This is a genomic window from Marinospirillum perlucidum (assembly GCF_003336805.1).
In the GTDB taxonomy this organism is placed as follows: domain Bacteria; phylum Pseudomonadota; class Gammaproteobacteria; order Pseudomonadales; family Halomonadaceae; genus Marinospirillum; species Marinospirillum perlucidum.
Window position 1 is genome coordinate 80,580 of the sequence record NZ_QFWJ01000009.1, and the last position, 17,568, is coordinate 98,147.

At 54.1% G+C, this 17,568-nt stretch carries 18 protein-coding genes; 7 read left to right on the top strand and 11 right to left on the bottom strand.

Features of this window, described 5'->3' with window-relative positions:
* Window positions 1-3 precede the first annotated feature (3 nt).
* The 3 genes from nifB to nifL form a co-directional block, all read right to left on the bottom strand.
* Entirely contained in the window at window positions 4-1,485 is a 1,482-nt protein-coding gene (nifB, locus tag DFK18_RS11480; protein ID WP_114418405.1) for a nitrogenase cofactor biosynthesis protein NifB, read from the bottom strand.
* A gap of 171 nt (window positions 1,486-1,656) precedes the next feature.
* Window positions 1,657-3,240 (bottom strand): nif-specific transcriptional activator NifA, encoded by a 1,584-nt coding sequence (gene nifA / locus DFK18_RS11485; RefSeq protein WP_218563950.1) that lies wholly within the window; start codon window positions 3,238-3,240, stop codon window positions 1,657-1,659.
* The gene (gene nifL, locus DFK18_RS11490; protein ID WP_114418406.1) at window positions 3,233-4,771 is read right to left on the bottom strand and encodes a nitrogen fixation negative regulator NifL; all 1,539 of its coding nucleotides are present in this window, start codon (window positions 4,769-4,771) and stop codon (window positions 3,233-3,235) included. Before nifL ends, nifA begins: the two co-directional genes overlap by 8 nt.
* Before the next feature lie 322 nt (window positions 4,772-5,093).
* On the opposite strand from nifL, the gene rsxA reads away from it, so the two are divergent.
* The 7 genes from rsxA to DFK18_RS11525 all read left to right on the top strand — a co-directional run bounded on the left by rsxA (window position 5,094) and on the right by DFK18_RS11525 (window position 10,467).
* Entirely contained in the window at window positions 5,094-5,669 is a 576-nt protein-coding gene (rsxA, locus tag DFK18_RS11495; RefSeq protein ID WP_114418407.1) for an electron transport complex subunit RsxA, read from the top strand.
* A 21-nt stretch (window positions 5,670-5,690) separates the two neighbouring features.
* On the top strand, window positions 5,691-6,215 hold the full coding sequence (locus tag DFK18_RS11500; protein WP_114418408.1) for an RnfABCDGE type electron transport complex subunit B: 525 nt from the start codon (window positions 5,691-5,693) through the stop codon (window positions 6,213-6,215).
* Window positions 6,216-6,246: 31 nt separating this feature from the next.
* A complete protein-coding gene (gene rsxC, locus DFK18_RS11505) occupies window positions 6,247-7,716 on the top strand; it encodes an electron transport complex subunit RsxC (protein WP_114418409.1) in 1,470 nt (489 codons plus the stop codon).
* Window positions 7,713-8,807 (top strand): RnfABCDGE type electron transport complex subunit D, encoded by a 1,095-nt coding sequence (locus DFK18_RS11510; protein WP_114418410.1) that lies wholly within the window; start codon window positions 7,713-7,715, stop codon window positions 8,805-8,807. Before rsxC ends, DFK18_RS11510 begins: the two co-directional genes overlap by 4 nt.
* Window positions 8,804-9,430: an electron transport complex subunit RsxG gene (rsxG, locus tag DFK18_RS11515; protein ID WP_114418411.1), complete on the top strand. Its 627-nt coding sequence runs from the start codon at window positions 8,804-8,806 to the stop codon at window positions 9,428-9,430. The genes DFK18_RS11510 and rsxG overlap by 4 nt, the downstream gene beginning before the upstream one ends.
* Before the next feature lie 3 nt (window positions 9,431-9,433).
* The gene (locus tag DFK18_RS11520) at window positions 9,434-10,126 is read left to right on the top strand and encodes an electron transport complex subunit E (RefSeq protein ID WP_114418412.1); all 693 of its coding nucleotides are present in this window, start codon (window positions 9,434-9,436) and stop codon (window positions 10,124-10,126) included.
* A 68-nt stretch (window positions 10,127-10,194) separates the two neighbouring features.
* Window positions 10,195-10,467 (top strand): RnfH family protein, encoded by a 273-nt coding sequence (locus tag DFK18_RS11525; protein ID WP_114418413.1) that lies wholly within the window; start codon window positions 10,195-10,197, stop codon window positions 10,465-10,467.
* A 144-nt stretch (window positions 10,468-10,611) separates the two neighbouring features.
* Here DFK18_RS11525 and DFK18_RS11530 read toward each other — a convergent pair whose 3' ends face one another.
* The 8 genes from DFK18_RS11530 to nifH form a co-directional block, all read right to left on the bottom strand.
* On the bottom strand, window positions 10,612-11,583 hold the full coding sequence (locus DFK18_RS11530) for a hypothetical protein (RefSeq protein WP_114418414.1): 972 nt from the start codon (window positions 11,581-11,583) through the stop codon (window positions 10,612-10,614).
* A 2-nt stretch (window positions 11,584-11,585) separates the two neighbouring features.
* Window positions 11,586-11,855, bottom strand: coding sequence for a hypothetical protein (locus DFK18_RS11535; RefSeq protein WP_114418415.1), 270 nt, complete (start codon window positions 11,853-11,855; stop codon window positions 11,586-11,588).
* On the bottom strand, window positions 11,852-12,559 hold the full coding sequence (locus DFK18_RS11540) for a NifB/NifX family molybdenum-iron cluster-binding protein (RefSeq protein WP_114418416.1): 708 nt from the start codon (window positions 12,557-12,559) through the stop codon (window positions 11,852-11,854). The genes DFK18_RS11535 and DFK18_RS11540 overlap by 4 nt, the downstream gene beginning before the upstream one ends.
* Window positions 12,560-12,775: 216 nt before the next feature.
* Window positions 12,776-12,967: a 4Fe-4S binding protein gene (locus tag DFK18_RS14825; protein WP_114418417.1), complete on the bottom strand. Its 192-nt coding sequence runs from the start codon at window positions 12,965-12,967 to the stop codon at window positions 12,776-12,778.
* Window positions 12,968-13,146: 179 nt separating this feature from the next.
* A complete protein-coding gene (nifT, locus tag DFK18_RS11550; protein ID WP_114418453.1) occupies window positions 13,147-13,359 on the bottom strand; it encodes a putative nitrogen fixation protein NifT in 213 nt (70 codons plus the stop codon).
* A gap of 145 nt (window positions 13,360-13,504) precedes the next feature.
* Window positions 13,505-15,076 carry a nitrogenase molybdenum-iron protein subunit beta gene (nifK, locus tag DFK18_RS11555; RefSeq protein WP_114418418.1) on the bottom strand — a complete coding sequence of 524 codons (1,572 nt, stop codon included), beginning with the start codon at window positions 15,074-15,076 and terminating at the stop codon, window positions 13,505-13,507.
* A 58-nt stretch (window positions 15,077-15,134) separates the two neighbouring features.
* Window positions 15,135-16,607 carry a nitrogenase molybdenum-iron protein alpha chain gene (nifD, locus tag DFK18_RS11560; protein ID WP_114418419.1) on the bottom strand — a complete coding sequence of 491 codons (1,473 nt, stop codon included), beginning with the start codon at window positions 16,605-16,607 and terminating at the stop codon, window positions 15,135-15,137.
* A gap of 66 nt (window positions 16,608-16,673) precedes the next feature.
* Window positions 16,674-17,552 (bottom strand): nitrogenase iron protein, encoded by an 879-nt coding sequence (gene nifH / locus DFK18_RS11565; protein ID WP_114418420.1) that lies wholly within the window; start codon window positions 17,550-17,552, stop codon window positions 16,674-16,676.
* Window positions 17,553-17,568: the final 16 nt, after the last annotated feature.

The window sequence follows — 17,568 nt, forward strand, 5'->3', positions numbered from 1 at the left end:
CTCCTAGGCAGTTTGCAAACTTGGTTGCTTGGCTTGCAGCTGACCTTCAGCCTGCATCTTTTGGTAGACAGCCAGAATGGCTTCTTCGATGCCTTCCAATGCATGTTCACCATTGGGCTGAATACCGGCTTCTTCCAGCGCACTCCAGGGCTCAAAGCCGACACGCGAAGCTAGCAGCACTTCACAGTCCTGCAATTCCCTGATGACAATTGCCATCAGGCTTTCGGCATCTTCCCCGCAGGTGTCGCCACCTTCACAGTAGGGGCGTGGCAGGGTGCGGTGATTCACAAAACGCACCCCTTCAGGGGAGGCTTCATAAACCAGGAATTCACGGGCATGGCCAAAGTGCTGATTGATCAGTCCCTGGCCCTTGGTGGCTACGGCCATGCGTACTGGCCGCGAGGCTGCAGGCACTTGTGGCTGAACGGCTGCACCGGAATCAGCATCCAGCTTTTCCAGAATTTCTTGATGCACCTGGGCGCGTTTTTCCATCGCTGCGGGGTAATCGATTTCCATGGCTTCGATCTTATCGAGCGTAAATTCTTCACCGCGATCTTCACCCAGCAGACCCACGGCATCCGCCCGGCACTGACGGCAATGACGCATCATGTTCATATCGCCGGAACAACTATTCTGGATTTCTTCGACCTCGGCTGCTGTGGGCTCACGCTGCCCGGTCAGACCGTAGTAGGTGCCATGCTCGGCTTCGGCTATCAGGGGCATGACGTTATGCAGGAAGGCCCCCTTCTCTTTAACCACGCGAGAAACTTCTTTCAGGTGCTGGTCATTAACGCCAGGGATGAGTACCGAGTTGACCTTGACCAACACCCCGCGCTCAACCAGCATTTCCAGCCCCTTCTGCTGCTGTTCAATCAGAATGGCAGCAGCTTCCTCACCGCGAATACGGCGATGATCCCAGTAGATCCAGGGGTAGATCTTGGCCCCGATTTTGGGGTCCAGGCAGTTGATGGTAATGGTCACATGATCAATGTTGTGCTTGCAGATTTCTTCCACGCTGGCTGGCAGATTCAAGCCGTTCGTGGAGACACACAACTTGATATCCGGTGCTTCATCACTGAGGCGACGGAAGGTTTCAAAGGTTTTTTGAGGATTGGCCAGGGGATCACCGGGTCCGGCAATCCCCAGCACGGACATCTGGGGAATCTCAGCTGCAACAGCCTTGACCTTCTTCACGGCTTGAGCCGGAGTCAGCACCTCTGAAACGACCCCGGGCCGGGACTCGTTGCTGCAGTCGTATTTACGGTTGCAGTAGTTGCACTGGATGTTGCAGGCCGGAGCGACCGCAACGTGCATCCGGGCAAAATAATGGTGGGCCTTTTCCGAAAAACAGGGGTGGTTAGCCACCTTGTTGCGGATTTCTTCAGGCAGATGGGTTAGCGAGTCATCACTGCTGCCGCAGCCACTGGACTGACATCCTTCGGATGTCGCCAGGGAGGTATCATTATCAAGAACAGGCAGTTTCACGGTCAGCTCCTCATTATCATGTTTAACCAGTGAGTGGCAATTTCCGTACCTATTTGCAATCTTTAAAACAACCTGTTGTTTTTATTGTGAAAAAAGTTTTTTGAAGCAAACTTTGTCAAGAAGTTAACACCCTCGGGACTTGGACTTGTCCGACAAATGACAGACACCTGACTACAATTGTTTAACCTTGATATTCAGGGTTTGTACCCGGTAGGCAATCTGGCGGGGCGTCATCCCCAACAGGCGGGCTGCCTTGGCCTGAACCCAACCGGCCTGTTCCAGAGCGGCAATGACACGCTCGCGCTCATCCAGGGTTTCATCCTGCAGATCGATCTGACCACCGTGGGAACCAGTGACCTGCTCTTCAATGCCGGTCAGGAGAACCTGATCCCGATCGATCACGCCGTCATAGGACATGACAGCTGCCCTTTCCAGGCAGTTTTCCAGCTCCCGCACGTTGCCCGGCCAGCTGTGGTGCATCAGCACGCGCAGAGCATTGTCGGTAATACTCAGGTCACGCCCCTGGGCCTTGGCAATCTTCTGCAGCAGGAAGTTGGCAATATCGGGCACATCTTCCAGTCGATCCCTCAGGGTCGGCATAAAGATGGGCATGACATTCAGGCGGTAATAAAGGTCTTCGCGGAAATCCCCGCTTTCCACGTCGGCTTCCAGGTCGCGGTGGGTGGCAGCCACCACGCGCACATTGACCTTGATGGTGCGACTGCCCCCGACTCTCTCCAGCTCGCCTTCCTGCAAAACACGCAGCAGCTTGGCCTGAAAGGCCGGTGAAACCTCGCCCACTTCATCCAGAAACAGGGTGCCCTTGTCGGCCTGTTCAAAACGCCCCTGGCGCTGACTCACCGCGCCGGTAAATGCACCCTTTTCATGGCCGAAGAGTTCTGATTCCAGCAGATTTTCCGGCAGGGCCGCACAGTTGAGTTTGACGAAAGGCCCCCGCGCCCGCGGCGAGTTATAGTGGATGGCGCTGGCGATCAGTTCTTTACCCGTACCGGTTTCACCGCGAATCAGTACCGTGGTATTCCATTTGGCCACCTGGCGAACCTGTTCAAACACCTGACGCATGGCAAAGGAGCGACCGATGATGTTGTCGAATCCATACTGGCCTCGCACGGTGCGCTTGAGTTGATCCCGCTCGTCCTTGAGAGCACGCTTTTCGTTTTCCACTTCCCAGGACAGGCGTACGGTTTGCCCGATCAGGTTGGCAACCATCTCCAGAAAGCGGGCCCTTTCCCCCAGCAACTCCTTTTGTGAACTGCTGGGCTGGGCGGCAAATACCCCCAGAACCTCGCTCCCGCTACGGATGGGCACGCCGATAAAGGGCCGCTCCGGGTCATAGATGCCCAAACGCCCAAGAAAGCGGCTATCATCGGTAATCCGGTTCAAGACCAAGCTTTCGCCCTGGCGCAAGACCTCACCCACCACGCCTTCGCCGGATTGATAACTGATCTCCCCGGCCGTCAATTCGGGCATACCATGCAGGGCATAGACCACCAGCTCATCTTTTTCCGGTGGCACCAGGCCGACAAAACCTCTTTCCAGGCCCACGCGCTGGTCGAGCACTTCCAAAACATTGCTCAGGGTGTCCTGCAGATTCAGGGAACGCGACAGTACCTGACTGACCTGAAACAGGGTTTCCAGCTCGCCAACCAGGATGGCTTGTAGCATTTCCGGGGCCAGACGCTCCCCGGAATCGGAAGAGTCACTCTTTTTGGGTACAGAATCAGTGTTATACATAGGGAAATTGCACCTTGATACGACAGCCTTGATTAAACTCAGGATCTACTTCCAGCAGGCCCTGATGGCTAATAACAATTTCTTGTGCCAGGGTCAGTCCCATCCCCAGATGCTTGTTACTCTGGTTGTGTGTGGTAAAGAAGGGTTCAAAGACACGCAGCTGGTCAGCCGTGGGAATACCCGGGCCGTTATCCTGCACAATCACTTCAATAAATTCCTGGTGCTGACGAGTCTGCAAATGCAGATCGCGCTGATCACTGCGACTCTCCTCCAGAGCATCCAGGGCGTTATCCAGCAGTTGCTTGAACAGGGTGGCCAGTGCTGTAGGTCTTGCCTTGATGCGTGGCAAATCACTCTGCGGCTGCCAGTCCACCACCACACCAGCCGTCAACAGGCGCGGGGTTAAAAGGCTCAAGCTGTTTTTGAGGAGTTCATTCAAATTGACGACCTGGGTTTCCTCCTGAAGGGCTTCCGGCAGACAGGCGGTCAACTGGGAAACGGCTTCCTGACCGGCCTGCTGAACATCACCCAGCAGTTGCAGGAGTTTTTCCGACCCTTCTTCATTACGGCGACTAACCAGGCGGGCCGCAGCATTGACCAGATTCAAGGGCCCTTCCAGTTGATAAAGTGCCCCGGAGAGCGCTTCTCGTACACTCTGCAGGCGCTCCTGTTCGGCCAGTAATGCCTGAAGACTGGTCAGCTGCAGCTGCTTTTGCTGATGTTTGAGATGCGAAATATCCTGCAGGGTCAACAACAAATACTGTTTGGATTTTGTCTGATAGAAGGCGTCAGCGCTGGGGTCCTTCTCTTCGATGATTTCCCCCGAGCAATGAAACCAGAGTTCCGGTTCTTCCTGACCGGAAAGACAAACTTCCAGAGGGTAAAAGCCCTGGGTCAGCGCCTTGCCTTCGCTGCCGAAGCGGTCCGGCCAGTGTTTTTTCAGAGTCAGCAATAAGGGCTCCAGGGGTGGGCAGCAGAGCTTTTGTTCCAACTGCTTGTAGCTTTGGTTGGTCATTACCGGCTGCAGCTGCGCATCCACCATGACCATGGCCGCCTGGGTGGTATCCAATGCCGATTCAATCAGGGCCTGTTGATTGACCACCTGACTTTGCAACTGGTGCTTCTCGGTCACATCCCGTTGAACCGCCAGATAGTGAGTCGTCTCCTTCTGGTTATTCAAAACCGGTGTAATCGTCAGGTCAGCCACATAACGGCTGCCATCCTTGCGCCGATTAACCAGCTGGCCCTTCCAGGGCTTCTGTTCTTTCAGCTCATCCCAGAGGTTCTTGTATACCTCCTTGGGCGTCACTCGATATGAAAGTATGGATTGATTTTTGCCCAGCAACTCTTCCTGGGAGTAACCCGTCACCCGCGAAAAACTGGGGTTGGAATAAACAATACGGGCGCGAGTATCGGTGATGGAAATGGCGACTGCCGCCTGCTCTACGGCCAACCGGAAAATCTCGGGTGGCAAGTGTTCAAAAGCGGCCTGAAAATTCAATGCACGGCTCAGGTTTTCTGATTCACCCATAACTGCTAATACCCCCTCGTTCCAGAGCAGACCTACTGCTCATTGATAGAGAGACAAAAGCAAAATATATACCAGCCAACCGAAAACAAACGCCAAATCAAGGAGTCGCCCTGCCGCGACTGCTTGTGTATCCGGACTCTACAGCGAGGGGTGCAGCAACCGACCCCATGCTTGTTGTTTTTACGACAAAGCTGCGCCAGTTTGTTGCTCCCGCACAGAAAATGCCTCTTTTTAGCCCGTAAAAAGGCTCTTGCCTCCATGGCACACTCCTTGCTCCAGCTATACAAAAGCCATTTTCTAGGCGCTGCTGCGGAGAAAAACCATGTCGGACTATTTACTCATGCTGGTTGCCACTGCCCTGGTCAACAACGTCATCCTGATCAAGTTTCTGGGGCTCTGCCCACTGATGGGGGTGTCGACCAAGATGGACGGTGCCCTGGGCATGGGTATGGCCACCACCTTTGTATTGACCCTGGCGGCCGCCGCCAGTTGGATGCTTGAGAATTGGTTGCTGCAACCGCTGGGCTTGGAATACCTGCGCATTCTTTCTTTTATTCTGGTGATCGCCACCGTGGTGCAGTTCACCGAGATGCTGATTCGCAAGATGAGTCCACCTCTCTATCAGCTATTGGGGATCTACCTGCCGTTGATCACCACCAACTGTGCCGTTCTGGGGGTGGCTCTGCTGAATATCCAGGAAGGCTATTCCTTTATGCAAAGTCTGATTTTCGGTTTTGGTTCCGCCATGGGTTTCACCCTGGTTCTGGTTCTCTTTGCCGGTCTGCGTGAACGCCTGGCCATCCTGCAGGTACCTGCTCTTTATCAGGGCGCTCCAATTGCTTTTATCGTCGCCGGTCTGCTTTCTGTGGCCTTTATGGGCTTCGCCGGTCTGGCCTGATTACTCAAGGGGGATAACAAGATGCTGGTTTCAATTTTACCTTTAGCGGGTTTGGGCGGTCTCTTGGGTCTGCTGCTGGGTGTAGCCTCCCGGGTACTGCATGTTGAGCGCAGCAATGTTGCTGTGGAAATTGAAGAACTCCTGCCGGGCACCCAGTGCGGCCAGTGCGGCAACCCCAGCTGCGGGGCCGCTGCAGAAGCCTGTGCCGTAGGTGAGTTGCCACCAACCTTCTGCCCACCTGGCGGGCGTGCCGTGGCTGAAGCCATTGCCAACAAGCTGGGGGTAGCTCTGGATGCCAGCGCGCTCTGTGATGAGGGCCCCAAACTGGCAGAAATCAATGAAGATCTCTGTATCGGTTGTACCCGTTGCTACAAGGTCTGCCCTACAGATGCGATTGCCGGGGCAGCCAAGCAGCTTCACGTGGTTTTTGCCGATGCCTGCACGGCCTGCGGCAAGTGTGAAGATGTTTGCCCGACCGAATGTATTCAACTGGTCCCTGTGACCCCCACTCTACAGACTTGGGCCTGGAGCGAACCGACTCTTTGAAGTCTGTCCATTTCTGATCAGGAGTCCCAAAATGTTTAAGCAAGCATTACGCGGCGGCGTCCATCCGTCAGGCTTTAAAGAATTGAGCAATCAGGAGGCGATCAAGCGCTTCCCCTTGCCCGATACGCTGTATCTATCCCTACAGCAGCATCTGGGTGCCCCCGCCACCCCCTTGGTCAAAGTGGGTGATAGAGTTCGCAAGGGCCAACTGGTTGCTGCCAGTCAAGGCATGATTTCCGCACCGGTTCACGCGCCGACCTCCGGTCGTGTCACGGCACTGGCCGAGCATACCGCACCCCACCCCTCGGGCCTGCCGGTACTGGTCATTTCCCTGGAACCGGACGGCCTGGATGAATGGGATGACATTGAGCCTGTCTCCGACCCTTTTGCACGAGATCCGCAAGAAATTTGTACCCGAGTTGGCGCTGCCGGGATTGTCGGCCTGGGGGGGGCGACTTTTCCGGCAGCCGTCAAACTGGGCAGCAGTCTGGAAACCGGTGTTGAGACCTTGATTCTCAATGGCGGGGAATGCGAGCCCTACCTCACCTGTGATGATCGCCTGATGCGGGAAAAGGCAGACGAGATTATCCGTGGTGCCTGCCTGATGCAGCATGCAGTGCAGGCCAAGGAAGTCATCATCGGTATTGAGGACAACAAGCCCGAAGCCCTTGAAAAAATGCAAGCTGCAGCAGCGGGTTCCGGTATTCAGGTGAAATCCGTTCCCAGTCGTTATCCCATGGGCTCGGAAAAACAACTGGTCCAACAGCTCACCGGGATTGAACTGCCAGCACGTAGCCGTGCTGCGGCCTCCGGGCTGGTGATGCACAATGTCGCCACTGCCCGTGCTGTAGCCCAGACCATTGATCAGGGCCGTCCGTTGATTTCCCGAATCGTCACCCTGAGTGGCCAGGCACTGACTCACCAGGGCAACTGGGAGGTTCCTCTGGGCACCCTGGCCAGTCAGTTGATTAACTACGCCAGTGGTTTTGATTGCAAGCCGGCCCGCCTGATCATGGGGGGGCCCATGATGGGCATTCAGCTCCCTAATCTGCACGTACCCATTATCAAGGGGTCCAGCGGCATCCTGGCGCTCACCGAAGAAGAAATCAATCCGACCCAACCCAGCCCCTGTGTTCGCTGTGCGCGCTGTGTTCAAGCCTGCCCCATGGGCCTCTTGCCTCTGGAAATGGCCGCCAATATCCGCAAGGGCGATGTTGAGGCAGCTCAGGAATTGGGCCTCAGTGACTGTGTGGGCTGCGGTGCCTGCAGCTATACCTGCCCCGCCTCCCTACCTCTGGTTCACCTGTTCAACTACGCCAAGGGTGAATTGGCCAACCGCGAAAAAGAAGCGCGCAAGATGAAGAAAACCCAGGTTCTTGCCCAGCGTCGCGAAGAAAGGGTGGCCCGTCAGGCCAGAGAAAGAGAAGAACTCCTGGCAGCCCGTCGCGCGGCTGCCGCTAAAAAGGCAGCTGAAGAAGCTGCGGAGGACAACCCCTCATGAACCAACCTGTACACGGGCCTCATGCCCATAGTAATGCCAGTCTCAGCGCCCTGATGTTTCAGGTGATCCTGGCGCTGACTCCTGCAACCCTTTATTCTTTTTGGCTTTATGGCTGGCCCGCTTTCAACCTCTGGGTTGTCTGCGTTGGTTCGGCACTCTTTTGGGAAGCCCTCTTCCTGAAAATGTTTGGCAAGGCCATTTTCCAACATCTCAGGGATGGGTCTGCGTTGGTGACCGCCTGGATTCTGGCCCTCTGCCTCCCTCCCTGGGCCCCCTGGTGGTTGGCCTTCCTTGGTAGCTTCCTGGCCATTGCCATGATCAAACAGATCTTTGGTGGTCTGGGCCAGAATGTCTTTAACCCGGCGATGGCTGCGCGCGTCATGCTGCTCATTGCTTTTCCCGTGGAAATGACCACCTGGATCAGCCCGCAAGCCGTCACCTCGGCACAGCCGGATTTTGCCACCAGCCTGGCAATCACTCTGGGCCAGGCTCCACAGGCGATCGATGCCTATTCCGGTGCCACCTTCCTGGATACCGTGAAAAACCAACTAGGTCAGGGCAAGCTATTAAGTGACCTGCTAATCAATCAGGATTACAGCCTGGGTGCCACCTTCCAGGGCATGCACAGTGGCAGCTTTGGTGAAAGCAGTGCCCTGCTGCTGCTGCTCGGCGGCCTTTTCCTGCTGTGGCGACGTGTGATCAGCTGGCAGGCCCCACTAGGCGTTCTGCTGGGTGCCGGTGTACCCGCTGCCCTGGCTCACTTTTTCCATCCGGAAGTCTACCCTGGCGCAGCTTTTCATCTCCTGACCGGCGGGGTCATTCTGGCCGCTTTCTTCATCGTTACCGACCCTGTTACCGCCCCCACCACGGCACGCGGCCGTCTGCTCTTTGGTCTGGGCTGTGGCCTCCTGGCCTGGTTGATCCGTACTTTCGGCAACTACCCCGAAGGCATCGCCTTTGCCGTGATGCTGATGAACTCGGCGGTTCCTGTTATCGATCGCTATATCAAACCGCGTATTTACGGGCGCACACGCAAGGGTGATCCCCTCCCGACTCGTCCGGCCAGTAACAAGTCAGGAGGTGAGGTATGAGTGAGACCAGCTTGCAGGATCGCCTGGGTTACCAGTCCCTGTTTTTGGGTGTCGTTGTGTTTGTTACCTGTGCACTACTGGCTTTTGCCTACCAGATGACCCGTGAACCTATTCGTCTGGCCCTGGAAAACGACCTGCTGAATAACTTTTCCCAGGTACTGCCAGCCGAGATTTACGATAACAATCTGCTGGAGACCAAAACTGACATCCAGGCACCCTGGGGGGAATTCTCCTGGTACCAGGCTTCACTCAACGACGAAGTCACTGGCGTGGTTTTTCCCCTGACCGCTTATGGCTATGCCGGGGATATCGAAATGCTGATCGCCGTTCGCAGTAATGGCGAAATCTCCGGTGTTCGCGTTCTGGTTCACCGGGAAACGCCTGGCTTGGGCGACAAGATTGAAGTCTCTCGTGATCCCTGGATCACCGAATTCAACGGCCTTTCTTTGCAGGACCCACCCCCGAGTGATTGGGGTGTTAAAAAGGATGGCGGTGTCTTTGATCAATTCACAGGTGCCACTATCACACCTCGTGCCGTAGTTGCGGCCATTAAACGGGGACTGGAGTTCTTCGAGGCAGAAAAAGCCACCTTCCTGACGCCTGTTGCCCTTTCGGAGGAATAGACCATGACTGATTACTCACGCCTGGCCAAGAATGGTCTTTGGACCAACAACATGGTGTTTGCCCAGCTACTCGCCCTCTGCCCGGTAATGGCAGTGACGGGTACAGCGACCAACGGCCTGGGAATGGGCTTGGCCACCTTTTTTGTACTGGTCGGCTCCAATCTGGTTGTTTCCCTGATTCGTCACTGGGTCAGTCAGGCTGTACGTATTCCGGTATACATCGTCATTATCGCCACCCTGGTGACCCTGACCGATATGCTGATCAATGCCTTTGCCTACGAACTCTACAAGGTTCTGGGCCTGTTTATCGCTCTGATCGTGGTGAACTGTGCCATTCTCGGGCGGGCGGAAGCCTTTGCCTCCAAGAACACCCTCTGGGATACCCTGGTTGATTCCACCATGATGGGCATCGGCCTGACCTGGGCCCTGGTAATGATCGGTGCCTTCCGTGAAATCCTGGGCAGTGGCACCCTCTTTGCCAATGCCGATTTGCTCCTGGGTGAGAGCTTTGGCTTTCTGGAGATCACCCTCATCCCTGATTACAAGGGCTTTTTGATTCTGCTCTTGCCACCCGGTGGCTTTATTGCCGTAGGTTTCCTGTTGGTTGCCAAGCGCTGGATCGATCAACGTTTGAGCAAGGATAAGAAAGAACCCACCGAATCGGCTGGCTGTAGTGTTGAAGGCCACGGTGCCTAATCCGGACTAGTTCAAAGGCCTGCCAGCAGATGAGCTGGGCAGGCTGAGCGTCAAGAGGAGTTAACATCATGCAAGTCAGTGTTGCCTATGCCAACCCCAAGGGGGAACAGGCCTGGATCGAGATGGAAATGGAAGATGAGGTCACTGCCGAAGAAGCCATCAAGGCCTCAGGTATCCTCAATCGCTTCCCGGAAATCGATCTGGACAGCCAAAAGATTGGCATTTACGGAAAATTGGTTAAACTTAACCAAAAGCTTAATGAATTTGATCGCGTGGAAATCTACCGCCCCATCACCGCCGATCCCAAGACAGTGCCTAGAAAAGACAAGCAGGAAGCCTGATCCTGCCCTTTTCCCAGGCTAGCCAGCCAGAGGCAAAGAATTTTTCAGGAAGAAAAGTAGGGGACAGCAAAAAGCCGGATAGGACATCCGGCTTTTTGCTGTCTGGGTAACTGAAGTAAGCAACGGCTTACTTCAGTCCCAACCTCAGAGAGTATAGGGTTGATGTAGCCAGCTAACCACCAGGGCGTGCTGGTTTTCCGAGATATAACGGAAGTCACTCAACCAGTCTTCCTGCAGACGTGATGCCAGTTCACGGGGCACCAGATTGCCTGCGACCAGGCCGAAATACCAAGCGCCGGAGTAACCGGCTACCTTGTCATAAGCCCGTAACTGGGTAGAAACACCTGTAGCATCGGCATCCAGATCCCAGGGTAGGGTTTTCAACTGCTTGGCATTGATGGCATGAGGTTGCAAGCGCAGTTGATTAACACCATAGCGTGACAGGGATTCATGCCTCTGGAAGAACCAGAACTGTTGGAAGTCTGCATTGGAAGCAGGCCCCCGCTGCCACTCCTGGAAAAAACGCCGAAGTAAGGGCTCATTCACCGCATCAGCCAGGGCTTCATGCAGATTGATCAGACAGCCCAGTTGATAAACGGGTGCCCCCATGGGCTGACCATCGAGCAGAGCAGGTTGCAGCGGTTCCAGCAGGTCGGCAATATCCTCCGGTAAATCCCCCTGCTCATTCAGCAAGCGACGATCCATCACCTCTTGGAGCTCTTCCACCTCCAGTTGCCAACAGGCTTCAGGACGGTCTGCATAGCGAGCAGTAAAGAAGTGAGTGGCCCCATTATAGCGAGTTACCAAGGGTTGAATGACTTCCAGATCCACCAGCAATTGATCAAAATCCTGCACCTTTTCCAGCGACTGGTTCAACCAGGCTTCCAGATCCTTGCCCAATTCCTGCCCGGTTGAGCTTAAAACGCCGCCGGGACGATACCAGCCGGAGCGCGTCAGACGATGCTGAAACTCCATCTCCGGCCAGACTTCGCGCAGGTACTCCAGCAGTGGAGCATGGTGCGGGCGAGGTTTAACACAGCGGATTCCTGCCGCCAGATCGGAGATCTTGGGGGTGGAAGTCGGGACAGGGCGAGCTTTTTGTGTCATCAGTGCCATACTCAGTCCTCATCATCATGCAGGGCGACAACCACGCCGCAGGCTGTTTCCAGATCATTGGTCAAACTGGCACATTCCTGACTGGCATCGACCAGATAGATATCAAAGCCCTGCCCCTGGTAAACCGGCTTGGCCATGCCAGGAATATCATCTTCCATACACAAGGTAACCCGACCTTCTTCAAAGGACTCGTTAAAACGCTCGTCACGCTGGTTTTCAGGAGTTTCTTCGATTTGAGCGGCCAGTTTTTGCAGACCTTCAGCAGAAATCATTCTTCCACCTCCCCGGTGAAGCGCAGGCTCACCGAACTATCCACACCCAGTACCCGAGCCAGCCAGGGCGGAGGATTATCCAGGTGCCCTTGCAACTGAGCCAGGGCATCACGAGCGGGGCCAGGCAGCGGGAATTTGACCGGATGCACGCCTGCTCTCACCACCTTGGCTGCAGCAGGTCCACCAATGGATTGCACATAGAGCAGCTGGCAATCCTTCAGCAGTTCGGCTCTCAGAGCATTGCGCTCACTACCGCGATCCAGATGTGAGGCCTCACGAACCTCCTTGAGGTAAACACCTTCCTTGCTGACCTTGTAGATCAGGAAACGCAGGCAGGAACCAAAGTGGCCATCCAGCTGTTGTTCCTGATTCGATGCTACGGCCACCAGCAACCCGGCTTTGCCCTTGAGTTCAGCCGGTTCTTCTTCCACCTCGGGTGGCGGTTGTTGACCACTCTCATCACCCCAAAGGTGACGCAAGGCCAGCTGCATACTGGCATGTTGATAGTTTTCCGGAAGCAGACCGTCTTCACCGCTGAGGATACGATTCATATCTTCAACGGTCAGGGTTTTCAGTTTGTCTTCGGTGATTGGCAGCCCCAGGTGGGAACCCAGGGCAAGAATAAAGTTGGCAGGATCATCTTCGGAAAGAACGCGGGCTGCGTGAGACAGACGCTGGGCTGCAACCTTGCTGATACTGGACATGATCTTCACCTTGCATGGTAGCTTAGGAAACCTAGGATTAACTATTGCGCTTGTTTATTCTGCGTTGAAATTGGCCTCAAAATGCTCATTTACTTCTTGTAAACTCCGCGTTCTCGTTCAATTTCGCCTTGTCTAAACTGCGCTCATCACGTTGATCAGAGGCTCCTTAGAGAGAAAAAAGGCCACCCTTGCGGGGTGGCCCGGACCAGCTCTGGATTAAGCGGCCTTGGAGATGCAGTCAACGGGGCATACTGGAACGCAGCGTGGTTCCCCCTCATCAACACACTCATCACAGGTTTTGGGGTTGATGGCGTAAACGCCGTTTTTAGGGGTTATGGATACTGTGGGGCATTCCACTTCACAATCACCACAAGCGGTACATACGTCTGGATCGATTTGCATTGCCATGATTAGATTCTCCAAAGTAAAACAGGTTGCAAGGCCAAAGAAGCCTCTGATTAACGTAATGAGCGAAGGTTAGGTAAGGCAAAATTGATCGAAAAAGCGGAGTTTACAAACGGGTAAACGAGCATTTTGAGAGCAATTTTAACGCCGCATAACCAAGCGCAATAGTTAATCAGTGGTTTCTAATCCATCCGCCGGGCACGCAAGGACTTAGGCAACCGAGGCTCAGCCATGGGATCGATGTAGTAGCTCTGGCCACTGGCCAGTTTTAGCTCTCCGCCCCATTTGTCAGCTTCGGTAAATTCCAGCGAAAGCACCTTTTCTTCCAAGTCTTTTTTGGGCATATAGAAGGTCAAGCCTCCGTCCACTGCCTGGCTGATGATGATATTGGCCATGTAAAACTCCTGTGATTCATCAAGCGTTAGTTGGGTTGTACCCCTGAGCAGCACAAGGCTGACTGCTTTTTTGCGTTGCAAATCACAGCCAACCTTGAGCACCAGGTTCAAACGCCGGGAAGCTCAGAAAGCTTCCCGGATCGCCTTAGCGGACCAGATCGTAGTTGTAGTCGGTCTGACCCATCAGGCGGGTATCGTCATCAAGGCGCTCCAGTACAGAGTTGACCAGAGTAGTCAGCATCTGCATGGCACCTTCGTAACCCAGGGTAGTGGCACGGTGCATGTGGTGACGGTCAAAGATGGGGAAGCCCAGACGGATCAGGGGAACTTCGAACTCTTTGCCCTTGTGCAGGGTGTCACGCTGAATGAACTTGCCATAGGAGTTACCGATCATGAAATCAGGCTTGTCGGTGAACATCAGCGAACGGAAGTGCCAGAGGTCGTGACGTGAATACAGCTTGACGTCCATACCGGCAGGTGCTGAAACTTCCAGCATTTTCTTCATTCGCTTTTCCCAACGCTTGCTGCCGCTTTGGCAGAGAACGTGGGTAGGTTCAGCACCCAGCTCCAGCAGGAACTTGGTCAGACCGTAAGTGAAGTCAGGATCGCCGAACAGAGCAAACTTCTTGCCATGCAGCCAGGTGTGGGAGTCGGTCATCATGTCGACCAGACGGCCACGCTCTTTGGCCAGAGAGTCAGCAATTGGCTTGCCACTGATGCGGGATACTTCCATCAGGAAGGCATCGGTGTATTCCAGACCCATAGGAATGTTCAGGTCAGGTACTTCGTGCTTCCAGGTACCGGTAACCAGTTTCTTGGTTTTAACCAGCTGTTGAGGCTGCAGCAGGATGGTATCCAGGGCGTTAGGCGCGTCCTTGATTTCATCCAGGCTGGTGCCGCCTTCGTACATGCGGTATTCACCATCAGCAGGTGTATCCAGTACTTCGGAAGGATCGGACAGCAGGCTGTACTCAACACCCATGTCTTCCATCATGCGACGGATAACACGGTAGTTGCCCAGGTAGGTTTCAAAACCGGGAACCAGGTTGATTTTGCCGTTGCTGCCAACCTTCTTGTCTTCCATGTAGTTCAGGGTGAAGTAACGACCGATCCCTTCGAACATGTTGTCCCAACCGGTAATGTGAGAACCAACGAAGGAAGGTGTGTGAGCGAAAGGAGTAGGGAATTCCTGTTCAACAGCACCGTCTTTCTTGGCATTACCGATGAAGGCGTTGAGGTCATCACCGATAACTTCCGCCATACAGGTGGTGGAAACGGCAATCATCTCTGGCTTGTACAGAGCCTTGGCATTTTCCAGACCGGCAACCATGTTTTTCTGGCCGCCGAATACCGCCGCATCTTCCGTCATGGAGTCAGAAACACAGGCAACTGGCTCTTTGAAGTGACGGTTGAAGTAGGTACGGAAGTAGGCAACGCAACCCTGGGAACCGTGAACGTAAGGCAGTGTTTTTTCAAAGCCCAGTGAACACAGAACCGCACCCAGAGGCTGACAAGCCTTGGCAGGGTTAACAGTCAGCGCTTCACGCTGGAAGTTAAGATCCTGATACTCTTCAGAAGTGGTCCACAGGAAGGTTTCATCAACCTTTTCCTTGGCGTGACCTTTTTCATAGTCGGACTTCTTGCGAGTCAGTACATCCTTGTATTCGTCTTCACGAAACAGAGGATAGCTTTGTTTGATATCGTCTACGTTTTGCATGACCTTCTCCTAGCCCGGCCGCTAATCTGCGAACGCGGGCCTAAGGTAAATAGTTAAATTAAGCAACAGCCGCTTTGTCAGCTTCTTCAGAAGCTTTCCAGGGTGGTGTCATGCTGCTCCAGCAAGGATTGTTCAGCGTCATGTCCATATCCTTGGCAAAGATGGCGAAACCATCGTAGCCGTGGTAAGGACCGGAATAGTCCCAGGAGTGCATCTGACGGAAAGGCACACCCATTTTCTGGAAGATGTACTTTTCCTTAACCCCGGAGCCGACCAGGTCAGGCTTAACGCGCTTGACGAACTCTTCAAACTCAAAGCCGGTGACGTCATCGTAGATGAGGGTAGCGTTACCCACATCCTGGTTGGTGCGCTCATAGTCATCTTTGTGAGCGAACTCGTAACCAGTACCAACCACTTCCATGCCCAGATCTTCATAGGCACCGATAACGTGGCGAGGACGCAGACCACCGACGTAAAGCATGACTTTCTTGCCTTCAAGACGAGGCTTGTACTTGTCAATCACTGCTTGCATCATGGGCTGATACTTGGCAATGACCTTCTCGGCGCCTTCTTTGATGCTGTCATCAAAGTAGGAAGCGATCTTGCGCAGGCTCTCGGCAATTTTGGTAGGACCGAAGAAGTTGTACTCAACCCAGGGAATACCGTACTTCTCTTCCATGTGACGAGAGATGTAGTTCATGGAACGGTAGCAGTGCAGCAGGTTCAGCTTCACTTTAGGAGTTTGTTCCATTTCCGCCAGGGTACCGTCACCGGACCACTGGGCTACAACGCGCAGACCCATTTCTTCCAGCAGGATACGGGAAGACCAGGCATCACCACCGATGTTGTAATCGCCCAGGATGGCAACATCATACTGGCCAGGCTCGACATCATTGCCACCGCCTTCGCGATCAAAAACGTGGTCACGAATGGCATCGTTAGCAATGTGGTGACCCAGAGACTGGGAAACACCGCGGAAGCCTTCACAACGAACAGGGATAACGGGCTTGCCGATTTCCTTGCTGCTGGATTTGGAAACGGCTTCGATGTCATCACCGATCAGACCGATTGGACACTCGGACTGAACACTCACACCCCGGTTCAGAGGGAAGAGCTGGTCGATTTCACCAATCAGCTTGGACAGTTTCTTGTCGCCACCGAATACGATGTCTTTTTCCTGGAAATCGGAAGTGAAGTTCATGGTGCCGAAGCTATCCACACCGGTCGTACCTACGTAGTAGTTACGACGACCGGCACGTGAATACTGACCACAACCAACAGGACCGTGGGAAATATGGATCATGTCCTTGATAGGACCCCAAACCACACCCTTGGAACCCGCGTAGGCACAACCACGAATGGTCATTACACCGGGCAGGGATTTACGGTTGGACGTTACGCACTTTTGAGATTCGTCACTGGTATCGTTAACGCTCAAGTGCTTGGCACGATCCTCTTTGGCCTTCTCAGGATAAACCTCAAGCACTTCCTGAATCAGCGCCTGGGCTTCGTCTTTATTCAACTTAGTCATGCTACTTATCCTCCAGCGTGGCCTGCCCATCCGCAGGCACGCTCATGAGTCAGTATTAGTCGTTGCTTAGGCAACCACTTCGTCAGCTTTTTTACCCACGATGCTTTCGTCTTCTTCTTCAAGAATACCGAATTCCATCAGCAGGTCTTCCAGGTCGTCCATCTCCAGAGGAGTAGGAACAACGAATTTTTCGTTATCGATTACTTTCTGAGCCAGAGTACGGTACTCGTCGGACTGCTTGGCCTTGGGATCGTATTCGATACAAGTCATACGACGGATTTCAGCGTGCTGTACAACATTGTCGCGAGGTACGAAGTGGATCATGGTGGTGCCCAGACGGCTTGCCAGAGCTTCGATCAGTTCGTCTTCACGGTCAGTGTTACGGCTGTTACAGATCAGGCCGGCCAGACGTACACCACCGGAGCTGGCATACTTCACGATGCCCTTGGCGATGTTGTTGGCAGCAAACATGGCCATCATTTCGCCGGATACTACGATGTAGATTTCCTGAGCCTTGTTTTCGCGGATAGGCATAGCGAAGCCACCACATACAACGTCACCCAGTACGTCGTAGAAAACAAAGTCCAGCTCTTCGTCGTAAGCACCTTCTTCTTCCAGGAAGTTGATGGCAGTGATTACACCGCGACCGGCACAACCAACACCGGGTTCTGGACCACCGGACTCAACACACTTAACATCGCCGTAACCCACAGCCATTACATCTTCCAGTTCCAGGTCTTCTACGGAACCAGCGTCTGCAGCCAGGTGCATTACAGTGGTTTGAGCTTTAGAGTGAAGGATCAAACGAGTCGAGTCAGCCTTGGGGTCACAGCCCACGATCATGACTTTCTTACCCATTTCAGCCAGTGCAGCCACCAGGTTCTGGGTCGTGGTCGACTTGCCGATACCGCCTTTACCGTAAATAGCAGCTTGACGTAGTGCCATTGTCTTTCTCCTCATA